Origin of the sequence: Rhizobacter sp. J219 (assembly GCF_024700055.1) — a bacterium.
Lineage (GTDB): Bacteria > Pseudomonadota > Gammaproteobacteria > Burkholderiales > Burkholderiaceae_C > Rhizobacter.
In genome coordinates this window covers 1,483,601-1,509,598 of record NZ_JAJOND010000001.1, presented here as the reverse complement: position 1 = coordinate 1,509,598, position 25,998 = coordinate 1,483,601, and the positions used below count along the sequence as shown (strand labels likewise).

The 25,998-nt window shown below is 67.6% G+C and carries 24 protein-coding genes, 1 tRNA gene and 2 pseudogenes; 19 read left to right on the top strand and 8 right to left on the bottom strand.

The genetic code is table 11. The features are described 5' to 3' along the window. Positions 1–117: 117 nt before the first annotated feature. The 5 genes from LRS03_RS27025 to LRS03_RS06905 all read left to right on the top strand — a co-directional run bounded on the left by LRS03_RS27025 (position 118) and on the right by LRS03_RS06905 (position 4,182). Positions 118–1,377 carry a phosphate/phosphite/phosphonate ABC transporter substrate-binding protein gene (locus tag LRS03_RS27025; RefSeq protein ID WP_257824648.1) on the top strand — a complete coding sequence of 420 codons (1,260 nt, stop codon included), beginning with the start codon at positions 118–120 and terminating at the stop codon, positions 1,375–1,377. Further along, on the top strand, positions 1,374–1,871 hold the full coding sequence (rraA, locus tag LRS03_RS06920) for a ribonuclease E activity regulator RraA (RefSeq protein ID WP_257824647.1): 498 nt from the start codon (positions 1,374–1,376) through the stop codon (positions 1,869–1,871). Before LRS03_RS27025 ends, rraA begins: the two co-directional genes overlap by 4 nt. A 7-nt stretch (positions 1,872–1,878) precedes the next feature. Next, positions 1,879–2,517 carry a pyroglutamyl-peptidase I gene (pcp, locus tag LRS03_RS06915; protein WP_257824646.1) on the top strand — a complete coding sequence of 213 codons (639 nt, stop codon included), beginning with the start codon at positions 1,879–1,881 and terminating at the stop codon, positions 2,515–2,517. A 106-nt stretch (positions 2,518–2,623) separates the two neighbouring features. After that, complete coding sequence (locus LRS03_RS06910; protein WP_257824645.1) at positions 2,624–3,337, top strand: MCP four helix bundle domain-containing protein; 714 nt, start codon at positions 2,624–2,626, stop codon at positions 3,335–3,337. After that, positions 3,307–4,182, top strand: a complete 876-nt coding sequence (locus LRS03_RS06905) for a methyl-accepting chemotaxis protein (protein ID WP_257824644.1) — start codon at positions 3,307–3,309, stop codon at positions 4,180–4,182. Before LRS03_RS06910 ends, LRS03_RS06905 begins: the two co-directional genes overlap by 31 nt. Before the next feature lie 6 nt (positions 4,183–4,188). Here LRS03_RS06905 and serB read toward each other — a convergent pair whose 3' ends face one another. Together serB and mfd are read right to left on the bottom strand one after the other, a co-directional pair. Then, positions 4,189–4,899, bottom strand: a complete 711-nt coding sequence (gene serB, locus LRS03_RS06900; RefSeq protein ID WP_257824643.1) for a phosphoserine phosphatase SerB — start codon at positions 4,897–4,899, stop codon at positions 4,189–4,191. Between the two features lie 17 nt (positions 4,900–4,916). Continuing rightward, positions 4,917–8,358: pseudogene (gene mfd, locus LRS03_RS06895) on the bottom strand (transcription-repair coupling factor). Between the two features lie 99 nt (positions 8,359–8,457). On the opposite strand from mfd, the gene ispD reads away from it, so the two are divergent. Together ispD and ispF are read left to right on the top strand one after the other, a co-directional pair. Then, a complete protein-coding gene (gene ispD / locus LRS03_RS06890; RefSeq protein WP_257824642.1) occupies positions 8,458–9,147 on the top strand; it encodes a 2-C-methyl-D-erythritol 4-phosphate cytidylyltransferase in 690 nt (229 codons plus the stop codon). Positions 9,148–9,157: 10 nt separating this feature from the next. Further along, on the top strand, positions 9,158–9,658 hold the full coding sequence (gene ispF, locus LRS03_RS06885) for a 2-C-methyl-D-erythritol 2,4-cyclodiphosphate synthase (RefSeq protein WP_257824641.1): 501 nt from the start codon (positions 9,158–9,160) through the stop codon (positions 9,656–9,658). Here the strand turns inward: ispF and LRS03_RS06880 are convergent, their stop codons facing one another. From LRS03_RS06880 to ompR, 3 genes are read right to left on the bottom strand one after another with little or no spacing between them, the layout of a single operon-like run. After that, on the bottom strand, positions 9,659–10,705 hold the full coding sequence (locus tag LRS03_RS06880; RefSeq protein ID WP_257824640.1) for a metallophosphoesterase: 1,047 nt from the start codon (positions 10,703–10,705) through the stop codon (positions 9,659–9,661). Then, entirely contained in the window at positions 10,702–12,054 is a 1,353-nt protein-coding gene (locus LRS03_RS06875) for a sensor histidine kinase (protein ID WP_257824639.1), read from the bottom strand. Before LRS03_RS06875 ends, LRS03_RS06880 begins: the two co-directional genes overlap by 4 nt. 51 nt (positions 12,055–12,105) lie before the next feature. Next, a complete protein-coding gene (gene ompR / locus LRS03_RS06870) occupies positions 12,106–12,840 on the bottom strand; it encodes an osmolarity response regulator transcription factor OmpR (RefSeq protein WP_201813413.1) in 735 nt (244 codons plus the stop codon). 175 nt (positions 12,841–13,015) lie between these two features. Between ompR and LRS03_RS06865 the strand changes: the two genes are divergently transcribed. The 3 genes from LRS03_RS06865 to LRS03_RS06855 are packed head-to-tail and all read left to right on the top strand — an operon-like array spanning position 13,016 to position 16,292. Continuing rightward, positions 13,016–14,404 carry a DUF1800 domain-containing protein gene (locus LRS03_RS06865; protein WP_257824638.1) on the top strand — a complete coding sequence of 463 codons (1,389 nt, stop codon included), beginning with the start codon at positions 13,016–13,018 and terminating at the stop codon, positions 14,402–14,404. 10 nt (positions 14,405–14,414) lie between these two features. Further along, on the top strand, positions 14,415–15,575 hold the full coding sequence (locus LRS03_RS06860) for a DUF1501 domain-containing protein (protein WP_374685093.1): 1,161 nt from the start codon (positions 14,415–14,417) through the stop codon (positions 15,573–15,575). A gap of 15 nt (positions 15,576–15,590) precedes the next feature. After that, positions 15,591–16,292: an SIMPL domain-containing protein gene (locus LRS03_RS06855; protein ID WP_257824636.1), complete on the top strand. Its 702-nt coding sequence runs from the start codon at positions 15,591–15,593 to the stop codon at positions 16,290–16,292. A 106-nt stretch (positions 16,293–16,398) separates the two neighbouring features. Here the strand turns inward: LRS03_RS06855 and LRS03_RS06850 are convergent, their stop codons facing one another. Next, complete coding sequence (locus tag LRS03_RS06850) at positions 16,399–17,169, bottom strand: 3-hydroxybutyrate dehydrogenase (RefSeq protein WP_257824635.1); 771 nt, start codon at positions 17,167–17,169, stop codon at positions 16,399–16,401. A gap of 64 nt (positions 17,170–17,233) precedes the next feature. Here LRS03_RS06850 and LRS03_RS06845 point away from each other — a divergent pair, with 64 nt between their 5' ends. The 7 genes and pseudogenes from LRS03_RS06845 (at position 17,234) to LRS03_RS06815 (ending at position 24,157) form a co-directional block, all read left to right on the top strand. Next, on the top strand, positions 17,234–18,100 hold the full coding sequence (locus tag LRS03_RS06845; protein ID WP_257824634.1) for an alpha/beta fold hydrolase: 867 nt from the start codon (positions 17,234–17,236) through the stop codon (positions 18,098–18,100). Then, positions 18,097–20,340 (top strand): RelA/SpoT family protein, encoded by a 2,244-nt coding sequence (locus LRS03_RS06840; protein WP_257824633.1) that lies wholly within the window; start codon positions 18,097–18,099, stop codon positions 20,338–20,340. Before LRS03_RS06845 ends, LRS03_RS06840 begins: the two co-directional genes overlap by 4 nt. A gap of 43 nt (positions 20,341–20,383) precedes the next feature. Beyond that, a tRNA-Val gene (locus tag LRS03_RS06835) sits at positions 20,384–20,458 on the top strand. A gap of 76 nt (positions 20,459–20,534) precedes the next feature. Next, positions 20,535–20,828, top strand: coding sequence for a hypothetical protein (locus tag LRS03_RS06830; RefSeq protein WP_257824632.1), 294 nt, complete (start codon positions 20,535–20,537; stop codon positions 20,826–20,828). Between the two features lie 128 nt (positions 20,829–20,956). After that, positions 20,957–21,544 carry a polyhydroxyalkanoate synthesis repressor PhaR gene (gene phaR / locus LRS03_RS06825; protein ID WP_257824631.1) on the top strand — a complete coding sequence of 196 codons (588 nt, stop codon included), beginning with the start codon at positions 20,957–20,959 and terminating at the stop codon, positions 21,542–21,544. Positions 21,545–21,575: 31 nt separating this feature from the next. Beyond that, positions 21,576–22,964 (top strand): 30S ribosomal protein S12 methylthiotransferase RimO, encoded by a 1,389-nt coding sequence (gene rimO / locus LRS03_RS06820; protein ID WP_257824630.1) that lies wholly within the window; start codon positions 21,576–21,578, stop codon positions 22,962–22,964. 4 nt (positions 22,965–22,968) lie between these two features. Further along, a pseudogene (locus LRS03_RS06815) lies at positions 22,969–24,157 on the top strand (cystathionine beta-lyase). Between the two features lies 1 nt (position 24,158). On the opposite strand, the gene smpB reads toward LRS03_RS06815, so the two are convergent. Beyond that, the gene (gene smpB, locus LRS03_RS06810; protein ID WP_257824629.1) at positions 24,159–24,626 is read right to left on the bottom strand and encodes an SsrA-binding protein SmpB; all 468 of its coding nucleotides are present in this window, start codon (positions 24,624–24,626) and stop codon (positions 24,159–24,161) included. A gap of 46 nt (positions 24,627–24,672) precedes the next feature. Here smpB and LRS03_RS06805 point away from each other — a divergent pair, with 46 nt between their 5' ends. Together LRS03_RS06805 and LRS03_RS06800 are read left to right on the top strand one after the other, a co-directional pair. Further along, positions 24,673–25,128, top strand: a complete 456-nt coding sequence (locus LRS03_RS06805; RefSeq protein WP_257824628.1) for a type II toxin-antitoxin system RatA family toxin — start codon at positions 24,673–24,675, stop codon at positions 25,126–25,128. Further along, complete coding sequence (locus tag LRS03_RS06800; protein ID WP_257824627.1) at positions 25,115–25,423, top strand: RnfH family protein; 309 nt, start codon at positions 25,115–25,117, stop codon at positions 25,421–25,423. The genes LRS03_RS06805 and LRS03_RS06800 overlap by 14 nt, the downstream gene beginning before the upstream one ends. A gap of 9 nt (positions 25,424–25,432) precedes the next feature. Here LRS03_RS06800 and LRS03_RS06795 read toward each other — a convergent pair whose 3' ends face one another. After that, complete coding sequence (locus LRS03_RS06795) at positions 25,433–25,990, bottom strand: DUF4124 domain-containing protein (protein ID WP_257824626.1); 558 nt, start codon at positions 25,988–25,990, stop codon at positions 25,433–25,435. Between the last annotated feature and the right edge of the window lie 8 nt (positions 25,991–25,998).

Sequence of the window (25,998 nt, the reverse complement as noted above, 5' to 3'; positions counted from 1 at the left end):
CACCTTGCGCGTTTATTGTTGCGAAGAGAACGAATGTGCTCTCGAAAATAGCGATCGTAAAAGAAGGTGCTGTCTTCGCAACGAAGGCAGATTGAAAAGCCGCAGGAGGACATCGTCATGTTGAGAATTCGCCAGACCCTGGCCGCTAGTTTCTTGCTGAGCGCCGGCCTTGTTCATGCACAGCAGCTCACCGCGATGATTGCGGTCGAGCCGACCTCGAAGAAAGACTCGCTCGCCGTCGTCACGGCGATCGTCGAGTCGGCGCTCAGCAAGGCCACGGGCAAGGTGGCCAAGGTTTACATCAACGAAGACCTGACCGACGTGATGCGGGCCACCCGCACCGGCGAGGTCGACATCTACATCGCCCCGCCCCAGGTGGCCGCCTCGGCCCTGACGCGCGGCTACGGCTACATCGGCTCCACCAACCCGATGGAGCAGTACGTGCTCGTGACCCGGCGCGACAGCAGCACCGTCTCGGCGCTGGGCGGCCGCCGCCTCTACCTGCCGCAGCAGGACTCGGTGTACTCGTATGTGGCGCGCGGCATGCTGAATGCGGCTGGCCTGTCGTTCCAGAACCTGCAGGTCGAGTTTGCGCGCTGGCCGAGCGCCGGGCTGGTCGCCGTCGACTTGGGCGTGTTCGATGCGACCGTCGTGCGCCAGACCGAGTGGGACGACTGGGTCAAGTCACGCGGCCGGGCCTTGCATGCGGTGTCGACCTCCATTCCGGTGCCGGGCGGCCTGTCGGTGGTGGTGCGCAAGACGTTGCCCGAGAAATCGCGTGAGAAGCTGGCACGTTGGTTTGCCACCAACGCCACCAGCTCCGGCCTGAAGCCGGTGACGGAGCGGGCCGACCTGTCGATGTACAAGGCCGTGGCCGAGCTTCGGCTACTTCACGCCCAACAGCCTGCCCGGCGCCGAGGTCGTTACCGCGGCCGACGTGCGCAGGCTCGTCGCCGAGGGCGCGGTGATCGTCGACACCCGCTCGGAGAAGGAATACAAGGCCAAGCGCATCCCGCAGGCGGTGTTCGTGCCGTACCACGAGAAGAGCCTGAAGGATGTGGCGTTCGACTTCGCGAAAGACGACTTCCGCGACCTCGCCAAGCTCGACAAGGAGAAGCCGACTATCTTCTCGTGCAACGGCGCCGAGTGCTGGAAGTCGTACAAGGCCTCCAAGGCCGCGGTTGCTGCCGGCTTCAAGAAGGTCTACTGGTTCCGCGGTGGCCTGCCGGAATGGGAAGGTACCGGCCTGCAGGTCGCGCAGAACTGATCTGGCACGCCGGGGCAGGCCCGGCGCGATGGCAAACTTCACCGGTGTTGCACCGCCGCACGTTGCTGGCGGTGTCGAGTTCTCACGCATCGGAAGGACGCCATTCATGACCACCGACTTCGCCACCTGCGATTTCTGCGACACCCACAAGAACAACACCGACGGCAGCTTCCGTGTGCTGCCGCCGGTGTTCCGCGACTACGGCAAACGGCTGAAGTTTTCCGGGCGCGTGACCACCGTCAAGTGCTTCGAAGACAACTCGCTGGTGAAGGCCGCGCTCGACACCCCGGGGGAGGGCCGCGTGCTGGTGGTCGACGGCGGTGGCTCGCTGCGGCGTGCGCTCGTCGGCGGCAACCTGGGCGCCGCCGGCGCGAAGAACGGCTGGGCCGGCATCGTGGTCGACGGCTGTGTGCGCGACAGCGCCGAGCTGGCGCTCTGCGATCTCGGCATCCGTGCGCTCGCGCTGATGCCGCTGCCCACCGAGAAGAAAAACGTGGGCGAGCGCGACGTGGCGGTGCAGATCCAGGGTGTGTGGGTGCGGCCCGGCGATTGGTTGTATGCCGACGAAGACGGCATCGTCGTCAACGCCACCGCGTTGACCTGATCGCAGGATGGGCGGCGTCCGCGAACCGACGGTGCTGCTGACCGGGTTCGACCCGTTCGGCGGCGCGTCGCTCAACCCGAGCTGGCTCGCGGTGCAGGCGCTGCACGGGCGGCTGGTGGCGGGCCGCAGGGTCGTCGCTGCTCGGTTGCCGACGGTGTTTGACGAATCGCTCACGCAACTGGGCGCGCTGCTCGACGCCCACGCGCCTGAACTGGTGCTGTGCGTGGGCCTCGCGAACGGGCGGCGCGCCATGTCGATCGAGCGGGTGGCGATCAACCTCAACGATGCCAGCCTGGCCGACAACCAGGGCGCGCGCCCGGTCGACACACCGGTCGTGCCGCACGGCCCCACCGCCTACTTCAGCAGCCTGCCGGTCAAGGCCATGCTGCTCGCGCTGCAGAAGCAGGGCCTGCCGGTTGAACTCTCGCAGACAGCCGGCACCTTCGTCTGCAACCACGTCTTCTACGGCTTGATGCACACCCTGGCCACCGACCCGGCCCGCGCCGGTGTGCGCGGTGGCTTTGTGCACGTGCCCGACTTGGACGTACTTGCCTTGCCCGATCTGGTGGGCGGACTCCATCTCCTGCTCGACACCGCGGTTCGGGTTCGCGCCGACCTGCCACTGGCTGCTGGCGCGGTGTGTTGAGGCCTTTGCCCCTGCCTCGCGTTGTGGGGCTATAGGTCGCGGCCAGAAATGCCGATATCCCGTGGATCGGGCGCAGGACGCCCATCTGACACCAGGAGGCATTTCCGTGAGCTGGTTCGAACGACTGAAACTTTCCCACCGACTGATCGCCTCGTTCGGCGTGGCCATCGTGCTGACGATGGCGCTGGGCGCCGGCGCCGTCTGGCAGCTGGGGCAGGTCAATCACGTCGCGGCCGATCTTCAATCGCACTGGATGCCCTCGGTGCGCGCCGCACTCGAATGGCGTTCCGACCTGCAGGCCATCCGCCTGGGCACGCTGCAGCACGCGACCGCTGCGAACGAGCGCGAGAAGCGCCGCCACGCGGCGGTCGTGACGGCCGCGCTGGAGCAGTTCGCCAAGCACGAGGCCGAGTTCCAGGCCCTGGCCACGCTCGATGAGCAGAAGAAGCTGCTCGGGGAAATCCGCACGCTCAACGAGTCGTTCGTGAGCGTCACCAAGCAGGTGCTCGAGGTGTCGAGCAAGGAAGGCAACGAGGCCGCGATGGCGCTGCAGAACAGCGAGATGCGCCCGCGTGCCCAGCAGGTCGAGACCCGGATGGACCGGCTGGTCGAACTCAGCATCGAAGGTGGCAACGCCGCAGCCGCCAGCAGCGAACGCACCTACAAGATCAGCCGCGCCGTGCTGGCCGGCGGTGTGCTGCTGTCGGTGCTGATGGGCCTGGGCCTGGCGGCGGCGGTGACGCGTTCGGTGCTGCGCCAGCTGGGGGCGACCCGGCCTATGCCGCGGCCGTGGTGGAGCGGGTGGCCGCCGGCGACCTGACCGTGCAGATCGCCACCCGCAAGAACGACCAGACCAGCCTGCTCGCGAGCATGCAGCGCATGGTGCACAACCTCTCGGGCATCGTCTCGGGGGTGCGTGTCGGCGCCGAGTCGATCTCCACCGCGTCGTCGGAAGTGGCGAGCGGGAACCTCGACCTCTCGTCGCGCACGGAAGCACAGGCCGCCAACGTGCAGCAGACGGCGGCCACGCTGCATCAGCTTTCCAGCACCGTGCGCAGCAACGCCGACGCATCGCGCAACGCGACGACGATGGCCGCGAGCGCGTCAGAGATCGCCGAAAAGGGCGGCTCGGTGGTGGGCGAGGTGGTGCAGCAGATGGAGCAGATCACCACCGCCTCGAAGCGCATCGGCGAGATCATCGGCGTGATCGATGGCATCGCGTTCCAGACCAACATCCTGGCGCTGAACGCGGCCGTGGAAGCAGCGCGGGCCGGTGAACAGGGTCGTGGTTTCGCGGTCGTGGCCGCCGAGGTGCGCAGCCTCGCTCAGCGCTCGGCCGAAGCGGCCAAGGAGATCAAGGTGCTGATCCGCAACAGCGAAGAGCGGGTCGAAGCCGGCTCGACGCTCGCCAACGATGCCGGCCGCATCATGCAGGAGGTGGTGAGTTCGGTGCGCGAGGTGTCGGGCACGATCCGCGCGATCGCCGAGGCGACGGTCGAGCAGTCGACGGGTCTCGAACAGGTCAACACCTCGGTGAGCCAGATGGACAGCGCCACCCAGCACAACGCCGCGCTCGTGGAGCAATCGTCGGCCGCGGCCGAGAGCCTGAAGCAGCAGGCCCAGGCGCTGAGCCAGGCGGTCAGCGCGTTCCGGCTCGCCGCCTGATCCGGGTCAGCGGACGACTTCGAGCAGGCGGTCGAGGCCGCCTGAGTTGATCGCGACCATCGCCTGCTCGCGCACCTTGGGCTTGGCGTGGTAGGCCACCGAGAGGCCCGCTTCGCCCATCATCGGCAGGTCGTTCGCGCCGTCGCCCATGGCGATCCCTTGCGAGGGTTTGATGCCCAGCTGCGCGCAGGTGGCGAGGAACATCTTGCGTTTCTCTTCACCGTCGCAGATGTCGCCCCAGGGCTGATCGACCATGCGGCCGGTGAGCGTGCCGTTTTCCACTTCGAGGACGTTGCTGCGGGTGAAGTCGATGCCCAGGCGGTCGCGCACGTGGTCGGTGAAGAAGGTGAAGCCGCCCGAGACCAGCAGCACCTTCATGCCCACCGCCTTGCAGGCTTGCACCAGCGTCTGCGCGCCCGGATTGAGCTGCAGCCGCTGGTCGAGCACCTGCTGCATCGCGCTCACCGGCACGCCCTTCAAGAGCGTCACACGGCGGCGCAGGCTTTCCTTGTAGTCGGTGATCTCGCCGCGCATCGCGGCCTCGGTGATCGCGGCCACCTCGGCCTTGCGGCCGGCGGCATCGGCGATCTCATCGACGCACTCGATGTTGATCAGCGTCGAGTCCATGTCGAAGGCGATGAGCTTGAAGTCCGCGAGCTTGAGCGGCGGGGTGAAGCGCTGGATGACGAGGCCGGGGGCGAATTCTTGTGCGGACATGGGCGCGGATGTGTAGTTCAGGCGGGTTGCTTGGTGGTCGGAGTGCCGAGCGAGCGCAGCACGTCGCGGATGAGCTGGGCGCGGTCTTTCGGATCAGGGGTTTCGCGCTCGATGCGCAGCTTCTCGTTGCCGGCGAGCTTGATGTGGCGGTTCTTCTGCACCAGTTCGATGATGCGCATGGCGTCGATCGGCGGGTTAGGGCGGAAGCTGATGACCATGGCCGAGGTGCCAGCGTCGATCTTGGTCACGCCGTAGGGCTTGGCCAGCACGCGCAGGCGGTGCACGTCGAAGAGCGTCTGGCCCTGTGGCGGCAGCTTGCCGAATCGGTCGGTGATCTCTTCCAGCATCGCGTCGATCTGCTCGGCCTTCTCGGCGGTGGCCAGGCGCTTGTAGAGCGACAGGCGCGTGTGCACGTCGCCGCAGTAGTCGTTGGGCAGCAGGGCGGGGGCGTGCAGGTTGATCTCGGTGGTGGCGGAGAGCGGCGACAGGAGGTCGGGCTCCTTGCCGGCCTTCAGCGAACGCACGGCCTCGGCCAGCATGTCGTTGTAGAGCTGGAAGCCCACTTCCATCATGTTGCCGCTCTGGTTGTCGCCCAGCACTTCGCCGGCGCCGCGGATCTCCAGGTCGTGCATGGCGAGGTAGAAGCCCGAGCCCAGCTCTTCCATGTTCTGGATGGCCTCGAGGCGCTGCGCGGCCTGCTTGGTGAGGCCTTCCACGTCGGGCACCAGCAGGTAGGCGTAGGCCTGGTGGTGCGAACGGCCGACACGCCCGCGCAGCTGGTGCAGCTGCGCGAGGCCGAACTTGTCGGCCCGGCTGATCACGATGGTGTTGGCGCTCGGCACGTCGATGCCGGTCTCGATGATGGTCGAGCACAGCAGGATGTTGTAGCGCTGGGCCACGAAGTCGCGCATCACCGCTTCGAGCTGGCGCTCGGGCATCTGGCCGTGTGCGACCGCGATGCGGGCTTCGGGCAGCAGCTCCTGCAGCTTCTCGCGGCGGTTCTCGATGGTCTCGACCTCGTTGTGCAGGAAGTAGACCTGCCCGCCACGCTTCAACTCGCGCAGCACGGCCTCGCGGATGACGCTCGTGCCTTCGTTGCGCACGAAGGTCTTGATGGCGAGGCGGCGTTGCGGGGCGGTGGCGATCACGCTCAGATCGCGCAGGCCTTCCAACGCCATGCCCAAGGTTCTGGGGATCGGCGTGGCGGTGAGCGTGAGCACGTCGACCTCGGCGCGCATGGCCTTGATCGCCTCCTTGTGGCGCACGCCGAAACGGTGCTCCTCGTCGATCACGAGCAGGCCCAGGCGCTTGAACTTCACGTCCTTGCTGATGAGCTTGTGCGTGCCGACGACGATGTCGATGGTGCCGTCTGCAATGCCTTCGAGCGCGGCCTTCACTTCCTTGGCCGAGCGGAAGCGCGAGAGTTCGGCCACCTTGACCGGCCACTTGCCGAAGCGGTCGGCGATGTTCTGGTAGTGCTGTTCGGCGAGCAGCGTGGTCGGCGCAAGGATGGCCACCTGCTTGCCGCCGGTGACGGCAACGAACGCGGCACGCAGCGCGACCTCGGTCTTGCCGAAACCCACGTCGCCGCAAACCAGGCGGTCCATCGGCTTCGGTGACACCATGTCCTGGATGACCGCGTGGATCGCTGCCTTCTGGTCGGGCGTCTCCTCGAAGCCGAAGCTGGCCGCGAAGGCTTCGTAGTCGTGCGGCGTGAAGCGGAAGGCAAAGCCTTCGCGCGCGGCGCGGCGCGCGTACAGGTTCAGCAGTTCGGCCGCGGTGTCGCGCACCTGCTCGGCCGCCTTGCGCTTGGCCTTCTCCCACTGGCCCGAACCGAGCCGGTGCAGTGGCGCTTCCTCCGGGCTCACGCCGGTGTAGCGGCTGATCAGGTGGAGCTGCGAGACGGGGATCTTGAGCGTCGCCTTGTCGGCGTATTCGAGGATGAGGAACTCGCTCGGCCCATCGCCCAGGTCGATGTTCTCCAGGCCCACGTAGCGCCCGATGCCGTGGTTGAGATGCACGACCGGATCGCCGACCTTCAGCTCCGACAGGTCCTTGATGAGCGTGTTGACGTCGCTCGCCTGCTCCTGCTTGCGTTTGCGGCGGGCGGTCGGTGTCGTCGCGAAGAGTTCCGTTTCGGTGACGAACTGAATGTTCTTCTCGGCCTCGGTCCAGAAGAAGCCCTCGGCCATCGGCGCCACTGCGATGGCGTAGCGCTCGTCGCCACCCTCGAACTCGGCCAGGCTCTTGACCGACGGCGGCTCGATCTTGTTGTCGCGCAGCAGCTCCAGCAGGCTTTCGCGGCGGCCTTCGCTTTCGGCGACGACGAGCACGCGGTGCGACGTAGCTCCGAGGTGGAGCTGCAGTCGCTTGAGCGGATCGGGCGCGCCACGGTCGACGCTCAGGTCGGGCAGCGGGCGGGCCCACTCGACCGGCTCCTTGCCGCGCACCGCGAGGCACTGCGTGTGCGTTGGCGAGCGTGAAGAAGTCTTCGGGCCGCAGGAACAGGTCTTCCGGCGGCAGGATTGGCCGCTCGCGGTCGTGCTGCAGGAAACGGTGGCGCTCGCGGGTGTCGGTCCAGAAGCGCTTGAGCGCCTCGTCGATCTCTCCGTGCAGCGCAACGGCTGCGTTGGCGCCGAGGTAGTCAAAGATCGTCGCCGTGCTGTCGAAGAAGAGCGGCAGGTAGTACTCGATGCCGGCGGTGGCGATGCCCGCACCGATGTCCTTGTAGAGCCGCACCTTGGTCGGGTCGCCTTCGACCTTCTCGCGCCAGCGCGAGCGGAAGGCGGCGCGCGCCTCCTCGTCCATCGGGAATTCACGCCCGGGCAAGAGGCGCACCTCGGGCACGGGGTAGAGGCTGCGCTGGCTGTCGGGGTCGAAGGTGCGGATGCTGTCGACCTCGTCACCGAAGAGGTCCACGCGATACGGCACGAGCGAGCCCATCGGGAAGAGGTCGATCAAGCCGCCGCGCACGGCGTACTCGCCGGGCGACACGACCTGGCTCACGTGCTGGTAGCCGGCCAGCGTGAGCTGGGCTTTCAGCGCAGCTTCGTTGAGCTGGGTCTTCTGCTTGAAGTGGAAGGTGTAGCCGGCGAGGAAGCTCGGCGGTGCGAGCCGCACGAGGGCGGTGGAGGCCGGCATCAGCACCACGTCGACTTCGCCCTGCTGGATGCGCCAGAGCGTCGCCAGTCGCTCGGAGATCAGGTCCTGGTGCGGCGAGAAGGTGTCGTAGGGCAGCGTCTCCCAATCGGGAAACACGGCCACGCGCAGCTCCGGCGCAAAGAAGGGCAGTTCGCCTTCGAGGCGCTGCGTATCGGCCGGTTCGGCGGTGACGATCGCGGTGATGCGCCCGTCGGCCTTTTGTGCCTGCGCGAAGCGCGCCAGCAGCAGGGCATCGGCCGAACCGAAGGGGCGGGGCAGGGTGAAGCGTTTGCCGGGGGCGAGCGATGGAAGCTGCATGAGGGAAGCGAACACAAAAACAAACCGCCCCGGTTGGGCGGTCCCCCGGGGCGTTGAAGGCGCGAATTATAGAATTCGGCCCCTTTCGAGCCTGCTGACATGAGCGCATCTCCGACCGATCTGTACGCCTTGGTGCCCTGCGCTGGAGTCGGTGAACGCGCCGGTGCGGGCGGCCCCAAGCAGTACGCGAGGGTCGCGGGCAAGCCGATGGTGCTTCACACCCTTGATGCCCTGGCGCGTGTGCAGCGCCTGCGCCAGACCTTGGTGGTGCTGGCCCCGCAAGATGACCAGTTCTCGTTGCACGTGCCCGCGTCGGCTGCGTGGGTAGCGAAGGTGGGCGGTGCGAGCCGCGCCCAGTCGGTGGCCAACGGTCTCGCGCACTTGCTGGATCGCGGTGCGAAAGCCGATGACTGGGTGCTCGTGCATGACGCGGCCCGCTGCCTGGTGCAGCCCGCCTGGATCGATGCGCTGATTGACGCCTGCATCAACGACAGCATCGGCGGCCTCCTGGCGCTGCCGTTGGCCGACACGCTGAAAGCCGAAGCCGCTGGACGCGTGAGCGCCACCGTCGACCGTGCGCGCAAGTGGGCCGCGCAGACGCCGCAGATGTTCCGCATCGGCCTTCTGCAAGAAGCACTGGCGCACGCGGGCGATGCCGTCACCGACGAAGCCAGCGCCATCGAAGCGCTGGGCCACGCGCCGCTGCTGGTGCCGTGCTCGATGGAAAACTTCAAGATCACCTGGCCGGCCGATTTCGCGCTGGCCGAACGCCTGCTCACGACACGTTGAGGACACGCCCATGACGCTCAAACCCCAAGTGCCGCGCTGGCGCATCGGCGAAGGTTGGGACACGCACGCGCTCGTGACCGGCCGCAAGCTCATCCTCGGCGGTGTGGAGATCCCGCACACGCATGGATTGCAAGGCCACTCGGACGCCGACGCGTTGTGCCACGCGATCACCGATGCGCTCTTCGGTGCGGCGGCGCTCGGCGACATCGGCCGTCACTTCCCCGACACCGACCCGCAATTCCGCGGCGCCGATTCGCTGGCCTTGCTCACCGAGGCGGCACGCCGCGTGAAAGCGGCCGGCTGGATCATCGGCAACGTCGACAGCACCATCATTGCCCAGGCGCCGAAGATGGCGCCGCACATCCAGCCCATGCGTCAGCGCATCGGCATCGCACTCGGCATCCCGCTGGAGCAGGTCAACGTGAAGGCCAAGACGGCCGAGAACATGGGGCCGGTGGGGCGGGGCGAATCGATCGAGGCCCGCGCGGTGTGCCTGCTCGTCAAAGCCTGATCACAGCGCCAGCACGTCGATCGTCGGTGGCACGAGGAAGCGCAGCGGCAGGATGTCGGTGCCGATGCCCGGCGTGACGTAGAGGCGGGTGTGGGGCAGCGGGTAAAGCCCTTGTTCGAAGGCACCCCGCGTGTTCCGCTGCAGCATCATCTGCGTCAGCACCGGCACGTAGACCTGTCCGCCGTGGGTGTGGCCGGCCAGCACCAGGGAGGCCATGCCGGGCTTCATCCGCGTGGCGACGTCTGGGTTGTGCGTGAGCACGATGCGGCGTTCGGCGGCATGGGCGGGCGGGTCGAGTTGCAGGTGCTGCACCTGGCTGTCGGCAATGCCGGCGTAGAGGTCGCCGATGCCGATCAGCGTGCAACGGCCCAGCCAGACACGCCGACCCTCGATGAGCTTCACGTTCAATGCCGTAAGCGCTTCGCGGAGTTCATCGGCCAGGGGTGGCCCGGGCATCTGCTCGTCGTGGTTGCCGAGGACGCCGAACACCGGGTACTTGATCCGCGCCAGCGGTGCGAAGGCTGCCGCCAGGTCGTGCGGCGGCCCGTAGGTCCAGTCGCCGGCCACGAGCACGGCGTCGATGGGCAGGGTGTTGAGCCGGTCCACGAGTCGGTTCAGCTCGCGCTCACGGGTGAACTTGCCGAGGTGGATGTCGGAGATCAGTGCCACCTGGGCACCGCATTGCTGCCCCAACCGGGTTTCGCGCACCACGAGACGCTGAGGTTCGACAAAGCGCGCCCAGGCCAGCGCCGCGCAGGCCAGGAAGGCCAGCCCGGCCACGAAGGCCGGGGCGACGCGCCATGCCCGCACCGCACGGCCCCCTCGCCAGCCCAGCCACGCAAGCAGCGGCCACACGAGCCACAGTCCCCAGTAGACCGACAGATGGAAGAGGGTGTGGCGCTCGTAGCCGGGCGAGATCCAGGTGTTGCGGAAGTCGTGCCACAGCAGCAGCACGAAGAGCGTGGAGAGGGCCGTGAGGCCGACGATGGCGGCGCGCTGTGGCGCGCTGATCGGAGAAGGCTCGGGCCGGCTGCCGGCTCGCCTCATGGCGCCTTTTTCAGGCGCACATGGGCCACGAGGCCGCCGTCCATCGCGTTCGCGAGTTCGAAGCTGCCGCCCATGCGCGCGACCGATTTCTCGACGATGGCGAGGCCCAGGCCCGCGCCGGTCGCCGCGGTGCGCGCCGCGTCACCGCGGAAGAAGGGCGTGGTCAGCTGCTTGAGCTTCTCGGGCGCCACGCCCGGCCCGTGGTCACGCACCGAGAGGATCACCCACGGCCCGGTGCGCGCGTAGCTCACCTGCACGCGTGCGATGCCGGTGTCGGTCGAGCGGCCGTAGCGGCGCGCGTTCTCGAAGAGGTTCTGGAACACACGGCCCAATTCCACCTCGTCGGCCATCACCTTGGCATCGATCGCCACGCGCGAACTGATGCGGATCTGCGATGGATCGCGGAAGCCCTGCATCTCGCGCTCGACCAGGCTCGACACATGCACCGGCACCAGCTTGGTCTCGCCCGGGCGAGCGTAGTCCATGAACTTGTCGATGATGGCGTCGAGCTGGTCGATGTCGAGCGCCATGTTCTTCTTGGCCTCTTCGTCCTGCACGCTCATCTCGGCCTCCAGCCGCAGGCGGGCGAGCGGCGTGCGCAGGTCGTGCGAGATGCCGGCGAGCATCACGGCGCGGTCTTCTTCCACCTTGGCCAGCTCGCGGGCCATCCGGTTGAAGCCCATGTTGACCTGGCGGATCTCGCTCGTGAGCGTGTTCTCGTCGAGTTGAGATTCGTATTCGCCGTCGCGGATGCGGCTGGCGGCGAACGAGAGGTCGCGCAGCGGCTGGTTGATGAGGCGGGCGATCGCAGCCGAGCCCAGCACCGTGGCCAGCAGGGCGATGGTCACCCACAGGGCCCAGCTGCTGCCGGCCATCATGCGCACCCGCGTCGGGTCGGCCTGCAGCCAGTAGGCATCCTTCTCGACCGAAAAGCCCACCCACAGGCCCGACACGCCGTTGACCGAGCCGGCCACCACGGTGTCGGCCCCCAGGCGCGAGTGCAGTTCGTCGCTGATGGTCTTGGAGAAGCGGTCGCCCTCGAACGGCTCCCACTTGTCGTTGGGCTCGCGCGGCACGATCTTCACCGGGTCTTCGGTGGCCATGGTCTTGACCAGCGTGACGCGGTTGATGTCGTCCACGTACTTCATCGAGGCGCGCGACAGGTTGACGAGGCTCGCCACCTGCTGCGCCTGCTGCACCGCGCGGGGCTCGAATTCGAGCGCGCGGAAGGTCTGCACCCACGCGAACACACCGCCCAGCAGCAGGATCGCGAGCAGGAAAAACGTGCGCCAGAAGAGGCTCAGCGCAACTGTCTTGCGGGGTGCCAGATCAGGCAGGCCGTCGGGCACCGTGGGCGCAAAAAAGGCCCCGAGCCGGAGCCTTTGCCGCGCTTCTTGCGATCAGGCCGCGCCATCAGGGACGAAGACATAGCCCACGCCCCACACGGTCTGGATGTAGCGAGGCTGAGACGGGTCCGGCTCGATCATCTTGCGCAGGCGCGAGATCTGCACGTCGAGGCTGCGGTCGAAGGGCTCGAACTCGCGGCCGCGCGCCAGCTGGGCCAGCTTGTCGCGCGAGAGCGGCTGGCGCGGGTGGCGCACCAGGGCCTTGAGCATCGAGAACTCGCCGGTGGTGAGCGCGATCTGCTCGCCGTCCTTCGAGAGGCGGCGCAGCGCCAGGTCGAATTCGAACGGGCCGAAGGTGACGGTCTGCGCGTCTTTCGCCGGGGCGCCGGGGGCTTCCATCGCGGGGCGGCGGCGCAGCACGGCGTGGATGCGCGCCAGCAGCTCGCGCGGGTTGAAGGGCTTGGGCAGGTAGTCGTCGGCACCGACTTCGAGGCCGACGATGCGGTCCACGTCTTCCACCTTGGCGGTGAGCATGATGATGGGCGTGACGTCATTCGCGGCGCGCAGGCGGCGGCAGATCGACAGGCCGTCTTCGCCGGGGAGCATGAGGTCGAGCACGATCAGGTCGACGGTCTCGCGGGTCAGCACGCGATTGAGAGCCTTCGAGTCTTCGGCCAGCAGCACCTCGAAGCCTTCCTGCGTCAGGTAGCGGCGCAGCAGGTCGCGGATGCGAGCATCGTCATCCACCACGACGACGCGGTCGGGGCGGGCATTGGGCGTGGGCGTCATGGCGGCGTCTCCGTATTTGTAACAGCGGCGATTGTGCTCAGGTTTACTTGTGGTTTTTGGGGTGCCTGACCACCTGTTACAAATCTATGACGCCCGGGCGCGGAGGGGAAGCAAAGCTTTGTGAAGTCCTTGCCGGCGTGTCGGCCAACACGGTGCGGGCAACGTTGCGTCGACCATGAGCAATGCGCCTTCCACCCGCCTGTCGCCGGCCGATGCGCGACACCTGCTCGGCCGCACCGGCTTCATGCCGTCACCGGCCGAGACCGCGTCTTGGGTCGGCCTGAGCCGAGAGACGGCTGTCGACAGACTGCTGGGCGACGCGCTGCGATCGCAAGCGGGCAAGGCGCCGCCGTCGTTTGTGGGCGAACCCATCCGCCCGCCTTTGCGCGCCCAGGCTGATGTCGAGGCGCGCAAGGAGGTGCTGCGCCAGCTGCGGGCCGACACGGTCGCCCTGGCCGCCTGGTGGCTGCAACAGATGCGCGAGACGCCCACGCCGCTGGCCGAGCGCATGACGCTCTTCTGGCACAACCATTTCGCGACCTCGGTCCAGAAGGTGCGGCAGGCGCAGGGCATGTACCTCCAGCACGAGCTGCTGCGCCGCCATGCGCTGGGGTCGTTTCGCGAGCTGCTGCACGGCATGGCCCGTGACCCGGCGATGCTGGTCTATCTGGATGGCGCGGCCAACCGCGCGCAGGCGCCCAACGAAAACTTCGCGCGTGAGGTGATGGAACTCTTCACCCTCGGAGAGGGGCAGTACACCGAGCAGGACATCCGGGAGGCCGCCCGCGCCTTCTCGGGCTGGGCGGTCGACCGCGAAACATGGACGGCGCGCTTCCGCCCGCGCCAGCACGACGGCGGTGAGAAGACACTCCTCGGCCGCCGTGGCCGTTTCGATGCGGTCGATGCGCTCGACGTGATGCTCGACCAGCCGGCCGCGCCGCGTTTCATCGTCGGCAAGCTGTGGCGCGAATTCGTTTCGCCGGCGCCCGACGCAGGGGCCGTCGATGGGATCGCGCAGCGCCTGCGATCGAGTGGTTGGCGCATCGACGTGGCCTTGCGCGAGCTGCTGCTGGGCGCGGCGTTCTGGGCGCCGGCGAACCGCGCCGTGCTGATCAAGTCGCCGGTGGAACTGGCGGTGGGCACGCTGCGGCAATTCGAGATTCAGCTCGACAGTGCCGTGCCGCTGGTGGGCATCACCGCGCGGCAAGGGCAGATGCTCTTCAGCCCGCCCAACGTGAAAGGCTGGCCAGGCTACACCGACTGGATCACGAGCACGACGCTGCTCGACCGCAAGCGTTTCACCGAGCGACTGTTTCGCGCCGTCGAGCAGCCGCGCATGGAGATGATGCAGGGCGCCGCCGCGACGCTGGGCGTGCGGTTCGACGCCGAGCAGTGGCTCAAGCCGCTCGGCGCCTGGCCCGACCGCGAGCCCGACGCGGCCGCTCGCGACAAGCTCGTCGAGGCCGTGCTGGCCACGGCGCCGGTGCACCCGGTGCCGGCCGGCACCGTGGGCCTGTCCTACCTGCGGGCGCTGGGCCTGGACCCGGCCTTCCAACTCAAGTGAGGCAGCCATGATCGATCGTCGTCAACTTCTCTCGTTGGGCGGCCTGGCGTTCCCCGCGCTGGGCTGGGCGCAGACCGCGGCGTCTGCGGCCGGGCGTGTGCTGGTGCTGGTGGAACTGAAGGGTGGCAACGATGGGCTCAACACCGTCGTGCCCTACGCCCACCCGGCCTACGCGCAACTGCGCCCGAGTCTCGCGCTCAAGGCCGACGAGCTGCTGCGGCTCGATGGCGCGCTCGGCCTGCACCCGTCGCTGGCGCCGCTCGTGCCGCTGTGGGAGAAGCGCGAGCTGGCCGTGCTGCTGGGGCTGGGCTACCCGCAGCCCAACCTGTCGCACTTTCGCTCGATCGAGATTTGGGACACCGCCTCGCGTGCCACCGAGTACCTCGACGAAGGCTGGGTGGCGCGGGCGATGTCGGCGGGCTTGCGCGACGCTGCGCGCTTCACGGCCGAAGGCGTGGCCATCGGCAGCGCGAGCCTCGGTGCCCTGAGCGGCGCCAACGCGGTGTCGCTCAACAACCCCGAGGCTTTCGTCAACCAGGCCCGGCTCGTGCGGCCGGCCCAGGCCCAGGGCAACGCTGCGCTGGCGCATGTGCTGCGGGTCGAGTCGGGCGTGCTGCAAGCGGCCGAAGGTCTGCGCGGGCAGGGCGCGGTCAGCATGGCGACCGAATTTCCCGCCCACGCCTTCGGCCAGGCCGTGCGCGCCACCTGCCAGATCGTGGCTGGGCAGAAGGGCAAGGGCGGCGTGCCGGTGTTCCACCTCACGCACGGCAGCTTCGACACCCACCGTGCCCAGCTGGGCACGCACGCCAACCTGCTCAAGCAACTGGCCGAGGGCCTCGCCGCGCTCAAGGCCGGGCTGGTGGAGGCGGGCGCGTGGGAGCGCACGCTGGTCGTCACCTATTCCGAATTCGGCCGGCGTGCGCGCCAGAACCAGAGCGGCGGTACCGACCACGGCACCGCCGCGCCGCACTTCGTGCTGGGCGGTGCGGTGCGGGGCGGCACGGTCATCGGCACCATGCCCGACCTCGACCGGCTCGATGGCAGCCAGAACCTCGTCCACACCGCCGACTTCCGGCAGCTCTATGCGACCATCGCCCGCCGCTGGTGGGGCGTGAACCCCGAGCCGGTGGTGCGCGGCCAGTTCGACCTGCTGCCCTTTCTTGATGTTTGATACAGGAGATCTTGCATGACCCGCACTTCCTCATTGGCCTTGACGCTCCTTGCAGCCCTCGCGAGTGCGCCCGCCTGGGCCGACTCACCGCCGCCGCAGAACGTGGTGGGCTTGTCTGCAAGTTCGAGCATCGAGGTCAACAAAGACGTGCTGAGCGTCACCCTCTCGACCACGCGTGACGGCACCGATGCGGGCTCGGTGCAGTCGCAGCTCAAGCAGGCGCTCGATGCAGCGCTGGCCGAGGCGAAGAAGGCCGCCAAGCCGGGTCAGATCGAGGTGCGCACCGGCAACTTCTCTCTCTTCCCTCGGTATTCCAACAAGGGCGGCATCACCGGCTGGCAAGGCACGGCCGAGCTGAACATCGAGGGCAAGGACATCCCGGGCATTGCCCAGCTCACCGGCCGCATCAACACGATGACGGTGGCGCGCGTGGGCACCTCGCTGTCGCGCGAGCAGCGCGAGAAAGTCGAGAGCGACGTGACCGGCCAGGCCATCGCGCAGTACCGCGCCAAGGCGGCCGACGTCGCGCGCCAGTTCGGCTTCAGCGGCTACACACTGCGCGAAGTGCAGGTCAACAGCAACGAGCCGCCGATGTATGCCGCCGCACCGATGATGCGGGCGAAGTCGATGTCGGACGCGTCCGAAGCGCTGCCCGTCGAGCTGGGCAAAGGAACCGTAACGGTCACTGTCAACGGTACGGTGCAACTGACCAAGTAGAGCCGGCAACGCGGCGCTCACGTCAAGCAACACCCTTGGAGCCGGCTTTGCCGGTCCAACGGGTGGCGCCCCTTGGGGGCAGGAGCGAAGCGACCGGGGGGCTTGGTTACTGCGCGACCCAGCCGCCGTCGACGTTCCAGGCCACGCCTCGGATCTGGTCGGCGGCAGGTGAGCTCAAGAACACCGCCAGCTCGCCCAACTGCTCGGGCGTCACGAACTGCAGGGAAGGCTGCTTCTCGCCCAGCAGATCGACCTTGGCCTTCTCGACCGGGATGCCTTCGCGCGCCGCGCGGTCGTCGATCTGCTTCTGTACCAGCGGCGTGAGCACCCAGCCGGGGCAGATGGCGTTGGAGGTGATGCCGGTGGTTGCGGTCTCCAGTGCGATCGATTTGGTGAAGCCGACGATGCCGTGCTTGGCCGCCACGTAGGCCGATTTCTGGGCCGAGGCCACCAGGCCGTGCGCCGAGGCGATGTTGATCACGCGACCCCAGTTCTTCTTGCGCATGCCGGGGATGGCCAGACGCGTGGTGTGGAAGGCGGAGCTGAGGTTGATGGCAATGATCGCGTCCCACTTGGCGACGGGGAAGTCTTCGACCGGGGCCACGTGCTGGATGCCGGCGTTGTTGACGAGGATGTCGACGCCGCCGAAGTCGCGCTCGGCGTAGGCCATCATGGCTTCGATCTCGGCGGGCTTGCTCATGTCGGCGCCGTGGTAGCCCGCTTTCACGCCGAGGGCTGTGACCTGCGCCTTCGCCGGCTCGAATTCGCCGAAGCCGTTGAGCACCACATTGGCGCCCTGTCGCGCCAGGCACAGCGCCACGCCGAGGCCGATGCCGCTGGTGGAGCCGGTGACGAGAGCAGTTTTCCCTTTCAGCATGGTCGAACCTCCGGATTGATACAGTGCGCCGAATCTTAGAGCCGCTGACGCGCAGCACCAGCCCATGCACGAACCACGCCTGAACCATGTGCAATGCCTCGACACGCAGGGCTTGCACCGCATGGCCTATTGGGAGTGGGGCGATCCGGCGAACCCGAAGGTGCTGGTCTGCGTGCATGGCCTGTCGCGGCAAGGGCGCGATTTCGACACGCTGGCGCAGGCGATGCGCGGTGAATACCGCGTGGTCTGCCCCGACGTGGTCGGGCGCGGCCAGTCCGACTGGCTGAGCGACCCGTCCGGCTACCAGATCCCCGCCTACGCGGCGGACATGGTGACCCTGCTCGCGCGCCTGAATGCGCAGACGGTGCACTGGGTGGGTACCTCGATGGGCGGGCTGATCGGGCTCATCGTCTCGGCCCTCAAGGGCTCGCCGATCTCGCGCCTGGTGCTCAACGACGTGGGGCCGGTGGTCGAGCCCGAGGCCATTGCCCGCATTGGCAGCTACCTCGGCGCACCCTTGCGCTGGAATACGTTGGAAGAAGCGGCCGATGCGCTGTGGGCCATCTCCCAGGGGTTTGGGCCGCATACCCGCGAGCAGTGGCTCGCGTTGACACGCCCGATGGTCAAACCTGAGGGCGATGGGTTCATCCCGCACTACGACCTCAAGATCGCCGAGCCTTTCCGCAGCATCACGCCCGAGGTGGCCAAGGCCGGCGAGGCGATGATCTGGGCGATGTATGACAGCCTCCGTTGCCGTGTGCTGCTGCTGCGCGGGGCGGAGTCCGACCTGCTGTCGCCCGCCACCGCAAAGGCCATGACCGAGCGTGGCCCCAAGGCCGAGCTGCGCGAGTTCGCCGGCGTCGGCCACGCGCCGATGCTCAATTCGCTGGACCAGATCGCGGTGCTGCGGGAGTTCCTGCTGCGGCCATGAAGACCGGACCTTCGGACGGCCGCACCCCGGCCGCCGCCATCGTTCAACTCGCCGACGTCGACCCCGACGACTCGCGCGAAGCCGAGGTCTCTCAACTGGCCCGCGCCCGGGCGTTCGCCGAGCCGCTCCTGACCGGGCAGGTGCTTGACACCGGCGAAGACGCTCTCGTGCACGCCGAGGGCGTGGCCAACATCCTGCTCGGCATCGGGGCAGCGCCGTCGATGGGGGCGGCCGCCTACCTCGTCTATGCGGGCGACTACCTCGCCAAGCCCGACGAGATGGTGAGCAAGGCCTTCGGGCCCTCGTATGCCGGGCTCGTCACGCACACCCGCAAGCTGGTGCAGATCCAGCGCGCGGCGCGCGAGGCGAAGGTTCAGGAAGAAAAGCGCGCCGAGCAGACCGAGCGGGTGCGCAAGATGCTGCTCGCGTTCTCGAGCGACCTGCGGGTCGTGCTGCTGCGCCTGGCCTCGCGCCTGCAGACGCTGCGGCACTACGCGCTCAGCAAGCAGCCGTGCCCGGTGCTGCTGGCGCGCGAATCGATGCAGGTGTTTGCGCCGCTCGCCAACCGGCTGGGCATCTGGCAGATCAAGTGGGAGCTGGAGGACCTGGCCTTCCGCTTCCTCGAGCCCGACTCCTACAAGCAGGTCGCAAGGTTGCTCGACGAAAAGCGCGTCGAGCGGGAGCAGGGGGTCGAGGCCTTCCGCCAGCGGCTGGGCGACGAGCTGGCGCGGGCCGGGCTCAAGGCGGAAGTGCAGGGCCGGCCCAAGCACCTCTACAGCATCTGGAAAAAGATGCGCGGCAAGGGCCTGGACATCGACCATGTGTTCGACGTGCGCGCTGTGCGCGTGATCGTGGCCGATGTGCGCGACTGCTATGCGGTGCTGAGCCGCGTGCACGAAGTCTGGCGGCCGGTGGCGGGCGAGTTCGACGACTACATCGCCCGCCCCAAGGCGAACGGCTATCAATCGCTGCACACCGTGGTGCTCGATGCGCAAGGGCGACCGGTGGAGGTGCAGATCCGGACGCGGGCCATGCACGAGCATGCCGAGCATGGTGTCGCGGCGCACTGGGCCTACAAGGAGGCTGGCGCCAAGGGGTACGCCGGCGTCAGCGCCGCGGGCGATTTCGATGCGCAGGTGGCCGAAGCCCGCAAGGCGGTGTTGCGCCAGCTGCTGGCATGGGAGCGCGATTTCGTCGAAGCGGGGCACGAAGCGGGAACGAAGGAAGGCGTCTTCGACGACCGCATCTACGTGTTCACGCCGCAGGCCGCGGTGATCGAGTTGCCGGCCGGCGCGACGCCCATCGATTTCGCCTACGCCGTGCACACCAACCTCGGCCACCGTTGCCGCGGCGCCAAGGTCGACGGTGTGATGGTGCCGCTCAACACGTCGCTGCAGAGCGGGCAGACGGTCGAGGTGAGCACCATCAAGGAGGGCGGGCCTTCGCTCGACTGGCTCAACCCCGAACTCGGCTATCTGCAAAGCCCGCGCTCCAAAGCCAAGGTGCGGGCGTGGTTCAACGCGCTGGCCCTGCAAGACACGATCGCCCGCGGCCGCGAGGCGGTCGAGAAGCTGCTGCAGCGAGAAGGCCGCACGGCGATGAAGCTCGACGACCTGGCCACGCAGCTCGGTTTTCGCAACGCCGACGCCCTGTTCGAAGTGGTGGGCAAGGACGAGTTCTCGTTGCGCAACATCGAGAACCTGCTGCGGCCTGCCGAGCCGCCACCGCCGGCGGACGACGCCATCACCCTGCGCAAGCCGAGTGCCGAAGGGCCCGGCAAGGGCGGGGTGCTGGTGGTCGGCGTGGAGAGCCTGCTCACGAGCCTGGCCCGCTGTTGCCGGCCGGCGCCGCCCGATGCGATCAGCGGCTACGTCACGCGCGGCAAGGGCGTGGCCATCCACCGGGCCGACTGCGTGAACTTCCGCCAGATGGCGACACGCGCGCCCGAGCGTGTGATCAGCGTGGCCTGGGGCGCGCCGCGGGGTGACCGGCCGGCGTTGTACCCGGTCGACGTGTTGGTCGAGGCGGCCGACCGGCAGGGTCTGCTGCGCGACATTTCCGAAGTCTTCGCCAAGGACAAGATGAACGTGACGGGTGTCAGTACCCAGACGATCAAGGGCCCGCTCGGCCACACCGCCTGGATGACCTTCACGGTGGAAGTGGCGGACTCCGCGCGGCTCGCGCAGGTGCTGCAGACGGTGGCGCGGATTCCCGGTGTGCGTGGCGCACGTCGCAAATGACCGTTGTTTGCACCCGCCCGACCAGTGCTATAGTCACGGGCTCGGGCGATTAGCTCAGTGGTAGAGCGCCTCTTTGACGTGGAGGATGTCGGGAGTTCGACCCTCTCATCGCCCACCAAACACGTCAGACCTGAAGAGCCCGTTCCGCAATGAACGGGCTCTTCCCTTTGTGGCCACGGGACGGGAGTTCGCGCATGGAGATGACGCCGCAACGCCAGCAGATGATCGATGCGCACGTGGCCGAGACCCGCGCTCTGATGGCCGACTACGCCTTTCAGCTCAACGACCTGGTGCGCTTCGCGTTGTCGGCTGCCCAAGACAAGCCGCACAAGGTCTACTACCCGATGGATCCGGTCAACGAGGCCATCCGCAACTGGCAGGGGTTGAGCCGCAAGCTCGCGAAACTCGCCGCCGAGGTGGAGCAGACCGCTGCGCGCCTGGGGGTGCAGCCGTTCGACCCCGAGGCACCCGCTGGCAGCGACACGTAGCGCCACGACGCTGTGACGCCAGCAGCGTGGCATGCCCGCGCGGGCGGGAAAACCCTCCGCAGCGCACAAACCCTGGCTTCTAGAATCTTTTCGCACACCTGCACACAGGTACGACAGGAGTTTTCTGAATGGCCCAACCCCGCCGCCCATCGGCTTCCGACGACGGCAGCGCCGACGGCAACAGCAGCCAGCGCATTCTCAAGAAGTACCCCAACCGCCGTCTGTACGACACGCGGACCAGCAGCTACATCACGCTGGCCGACGTGAAGAAGATGGTGCTCGAAGGCCAGGACTTCGTGGTGCGCGATGCCAAGACGGGCGATGAACTGACGCGCAGCATCCTGCTGCAGATCATCCTGGAGGAAGAGACCGGCGGCGTGCCGATGTTCTCGTCGCAGATGCTGGCGCAGATCATCCGCTTCTACGGCCATGCCATGCAGGGCATGATGGGTTCCTACCTCGAGAAGAACCTGCAGACCTTCACCGACATCCAGAAGAACCTGGCCGAGCAGTCCAAGGGGCTGTACGACGCCAACATGATGAACCCCGAGGTCTGGACGCAGTTCCTGAACGGCCAGGCCCCTGGCGTGCAGAACCTGATGGGCAGCTACCTCGAACAGTCGAAGAACATGTTCGAGAAGATGCAGGAGCAGATGGCCAAGCAGGCCGAGACCTTCTTCCCGGGCATGCCGGGTTTCACCAACCCCAAGCGATAGGGGCGGCGTCGTTTCGGGGGAAAATCCCCGGATGACAGAGAACACCCTGGCCGCGCCCACCGCGGTGGCCCCCAAGATCGGTTTTGTCTCCCTCGGCTGCCCCAAGGCGCTGACCGACTCCGAACTCATCCTCACGCAACTGCGCGCCGAGGGCTACGACACCTCCAAGACTTTCGCCGGTGCCGATCTCGTGATCGTCAACACCTGCGGCTTCATCGACGATGCGGTGAAGGAAAGCCTCGACACCATCGGAGAGGCGCTGGCCGAGAACGGCAAGGTCATCGTCACCGGCTGCCTGGGTGCAAAGGCTGGCGAGGGCGGCGGCAACCTCGTTCAGCAGATGCACCCGAGCGTGCTTGCCGTGACCGGGCCGCATGCGACGAACGAGGTGATGGATGCCGTGCACAAGCACGTGCCCAAGCCGCACGATCCGTTTGTCGACCTCGTGCCGGCGCAGGGCGTGAAGCTCACTCCCAAGCACTACGCCTACCTGAAGATCAGCGAGGGCTGCAACCACCGCTGCAGCTTCTGCATCATCCCGAGCATGCGCGGTGACCTGGTGTCGCGGCCGATTGGCGACGTGCTCTCGGAGGCGCAGCGCCTCTTCGAAGCCGGCGTGAAGGAATTGCTCGTCATCAGCCAGGACACGAGCGCCTACGGCGTCGACGTGAAGTACCGCACCGGCTTCTGGGACGGCAAGCCCGTCAAGACCCGCATGCTCGACCTGTGCGAGAAGCTCGGTGCGCTGGCCCAGGCCCATGGCGCCTGGGTGCGGCTGCACTACGTCTACCCGTATCCGCACGTCGACGACGTGCTGCCACTGATGGCCGAGGGGCTGATCCTGCCGTACCTCGACGTGCCGTTCCAGCATTCGCACCCCGACGTTCTGAAGCGCATGAAGCGCCCGGCCAGCGGCGAGAAGAACCTCGACCGACTGCAGCGCTGGCGCGAGGTGTGCCCCGAGTTGGTGGTGCGCAGCACCTTCATCGCCGGCTTCCCCGGCGAGACCGAGGCCGAGTTCGAGCACCTGCTTGGCTTCATGCGCGAGGCGCAGATCGACCGTGCGGGCTGCTTTGCCTATTCGCCGGTGGAGGGGGCGACGGCCAACGATCTGCCGAATGCGGTGCCGGCCGAGCTGCGCGAGGAGCGCCGAGCTCGCTTCATGGCGGTCGCCGAAGAGGTGTCGGCCGCCAAGCTGCGCCGGCGTGTCGGCGCCACGATGCAGGTCCTGGTCGATTCGGCACCGGCGCTCGGCAAGAAGGGCGGCGTCGGCCGCAGCTACGCCGACGCCCCCGAGATCGACGGCACCGTGCAGCTGCTGGCACCGCAGAAGCTGTCGAAGACGCTGAAGGTGGGCGAATTCACCCAGGCCCGCATCGTCGACACGCGGGGCCACGACCTGATCGCTCAGCCGATCTGAGCCCATGAGCCAGGACAAGCGCACCGAGCTGATTCACCATCCCTACGCGCCGCCCGGGGGCTTTGAGGCGGTGGCGCCCGGGGTGCACAAGGCCTCGACGGTCGTCTTCCCGAATGTCGCCGCGCTGCAGGCGCGGAACTGGCGTTCCAAGGCCGGCTACACCTACGGTTTGCACGGCACGCCGACCACCTTCACGCTGGAAGAGCGCATCGCCACGCTGGAAGGCGGCCTGCAGACGCTCCTCGTGCCGAGTGGCCTGGCGGCGATCGCGCTGGTCGACATGGCGTTGCTCAAGCAGGGCGACGAGGTGCTGATCCCTGACAACGCCTACGGACCCAACAAGGAACTGGCGCGCCACGAAGCTCGCCGGCTGGGGCATCACGCACCGGTTCTACGACCCGATGGATGCACGTGGGCTGGCCGCACTGATCGGCCCGCAGACCAAACTGCTGTGGGTCGAGGCCGCCGGCTCGGTGACGATGGAGTTCCCGGACCTGCCCGCGCTGGTGAAGGTCGCCCGTGAGCATGGCCTCACGGTGGCACTCGACAACACCTGGGGCGCCGGCATTGCCTTCGACGCATTCGATTTGACCCACGACGGCAACCCGTTGGCCGTGGACGTCTCCGTGCAGGCGCTGACCAAGTACGCCTCCGGAGGCGCCGATGTGCTGATGGGCTCGGTGACCACGCGCGACGAGGCCTTGCACCTGCAATTCAAGTTCTGCCACATGCGCATGGGCTGGGGGGTGGGCGGCAACGATGTCGAGTTGGTGCTGCGCTCGCTGCCGTCGCTCGCATTGCGCTACGAGGCGCAGGATGCCGCGGCGCGCACGCTGGCCGCGTGGTGGTCGCAGCGGCGCGAGGTGGTGCAGGTGCTGCACCCGGCTTTGCCCGGTTCGCCCGGGCATGAATGCTGGCAACGCCTGTGCACACGGGCCGCGGGGCTGTTTTCAGTGGTGTTCAACGAGCGCTACAGCCCGCAGCAGGTCTATGCCTTCGTTGACGCTCTGAGGCTCTTCAAGATCGGCTATTCCTGGGCCGGGCCGGTGAGCTTGGTGGTGCCGTATCACCTGAAGGGCATGCGCAACGAGCCTGCCTATGCCGGCACGCTGGTGCGCTTTTCGGTGGGGCTGGAGGCGCCCGCCGACCTCATCCACGACTGCCAGCAGGCGCTGCACGCCCTCGGGCCCTGAGTCACTCCTTGCTGGGGCCCGACGAGACCTTGTGCCGCATCAGCCGGCCCTTTTCACGGTCCCAGTCGCGCTTCTTTTCGGTGTTGCGTTTGTCGTGCTCCGCCTTGCCCTTGGCCAGCGCGATCTCGGCCTTCACACGCCCGCCCTTGTAGTGCAGGTCCAGCGGCACGAGCGTGAAGCCTTTCTGCTCGACCTTGCCGATCAGGCGCTTGATCTCGGCCTTGTGCATCAGTAGCTTCTTCGTGCGGTCGGCTTCCGGGTTCACGTGGGTCGATGCGCTGCGCAGGGCATTGATGCGGCAGCCGATCAGGTACAGCTCACCATCGCGGATCACCACATAGCCGTCGGTCAGTTGCACCTGGCCGGCACGGATGGCCTTGATCTCCCAGCCCGCCAGCACCATGCCGGCCTCGTACTTCTCTTCGAGGTGGTAATCGAAACGGGCACGGCGGTTTTCGGCGATGGACATGGGGCACAGGTGGGGCGGGAGGCCCTCAATACAATCCCGGGATTCTATGAAGCAGGTTCGGAAGTCCGTTCTTCTCACGTATTCAGCCCCCGAGATGTACGCGCTCGTCGTGGACATCCCGTCGTACCCGAGGTTCTTGCCCTGGTGCGAAAAGGCCGAAGTCCTGACGCGTGACGACGCTGGCATGACGGCCAAGCTCCACCTCGCCTACGGTGGCCTGCGGCATGCCTTCACCACCCGCAACAGCCACGTGGCCGACAGCAGTGTCACGGTGTCCCTGGTCGACGGGCCGTTTTCAGTGCTCGATGGCTCGTGGCGTTTCGTGCCCCTGGTCTTGCCCGGAGCCCAGCCGGAGCCGGCGTGCAAGATCGAGTTCGACCTGCGCTATGCGTTCTCGAGCCGTCCACTCGAGCTGGTGGTGAGCCCAGTGTTCGACAAGGTGGCCAACACCTTCGTCGACGCGTTCGTGAAGCGTGCGACCCAGGTCTATGGCGAGCGCTGAGCCGTTGGCGATCGAGCTGGCCTATAGCCCGGCACCGGGCGAAGTGGAGCGCTGGGCGCTGCGTCTGCCGCCGGGCAGCTGCGTCAAGGACGCCATCCTGCAGAGCGGGGTGCTCGCGGCGCATCCGGAGCTGGCGCTCGACAGCTTGACGGCCGGCGTCTGGGGCAGCTTGCGCGGGCTGGAACACCCGCTGCGCGACCGGGACCGTGTGGAGCTGTATCGCCCGCTCAAGGTCGACCCGAAGGAAGCCCGGCGCCTGCGCTACCGCAGCCACCGCGCCAAGCAGGCGCGTTGAAGACCGAAATCAGCGGGCGCAGTCGCTCGCGATCACGTCGCGGGTGCGCTTGGTTTCTTCGGCGCGGGCCTTGTCGTCGAGGATCTCGCGCTCGCCCTTCTCGTTGACGCGGGCCATGCGCATGCCGTCGTCGAGGGCGCGGAGATTGGCTTTGGCGCGTTGGCAGTTCTCGGCTTTGGCGGCCTTTTGCTTCTCTTCGTCGGCGCGGCGCTTTGCGGCTTCTTCTTCGGCCGCCTTGCGTCGCTTGGCTTCGAGTTCGGGCTCGACACCCTTGGCGCCGGCCTCAGGGCCAGATGCCGCAGCCGAGGCGGCCATCGCGGCCGCGGCGGCTTGCGCACTGTTCGCGGCGAAGGGCGGGGGCTTGCGGGCCGCGCTGCCGCTCGGGCGCTGAAGAATGTCTGCGTCGCCTACGTTCGGCGGTGGGGGGAGGTCGCTGTACTGCACGCGGCCGGACTTGTCTTTCCATTTCCACTGCGCCGCGGCCGGTTGGCTCAGGCCGAAGGCAAACAGGGCTGCGGCGGTCACGGCCGCGAGCCGAACAATGCGGGGCGAACGAGCGAATGTCATCCCGAAAG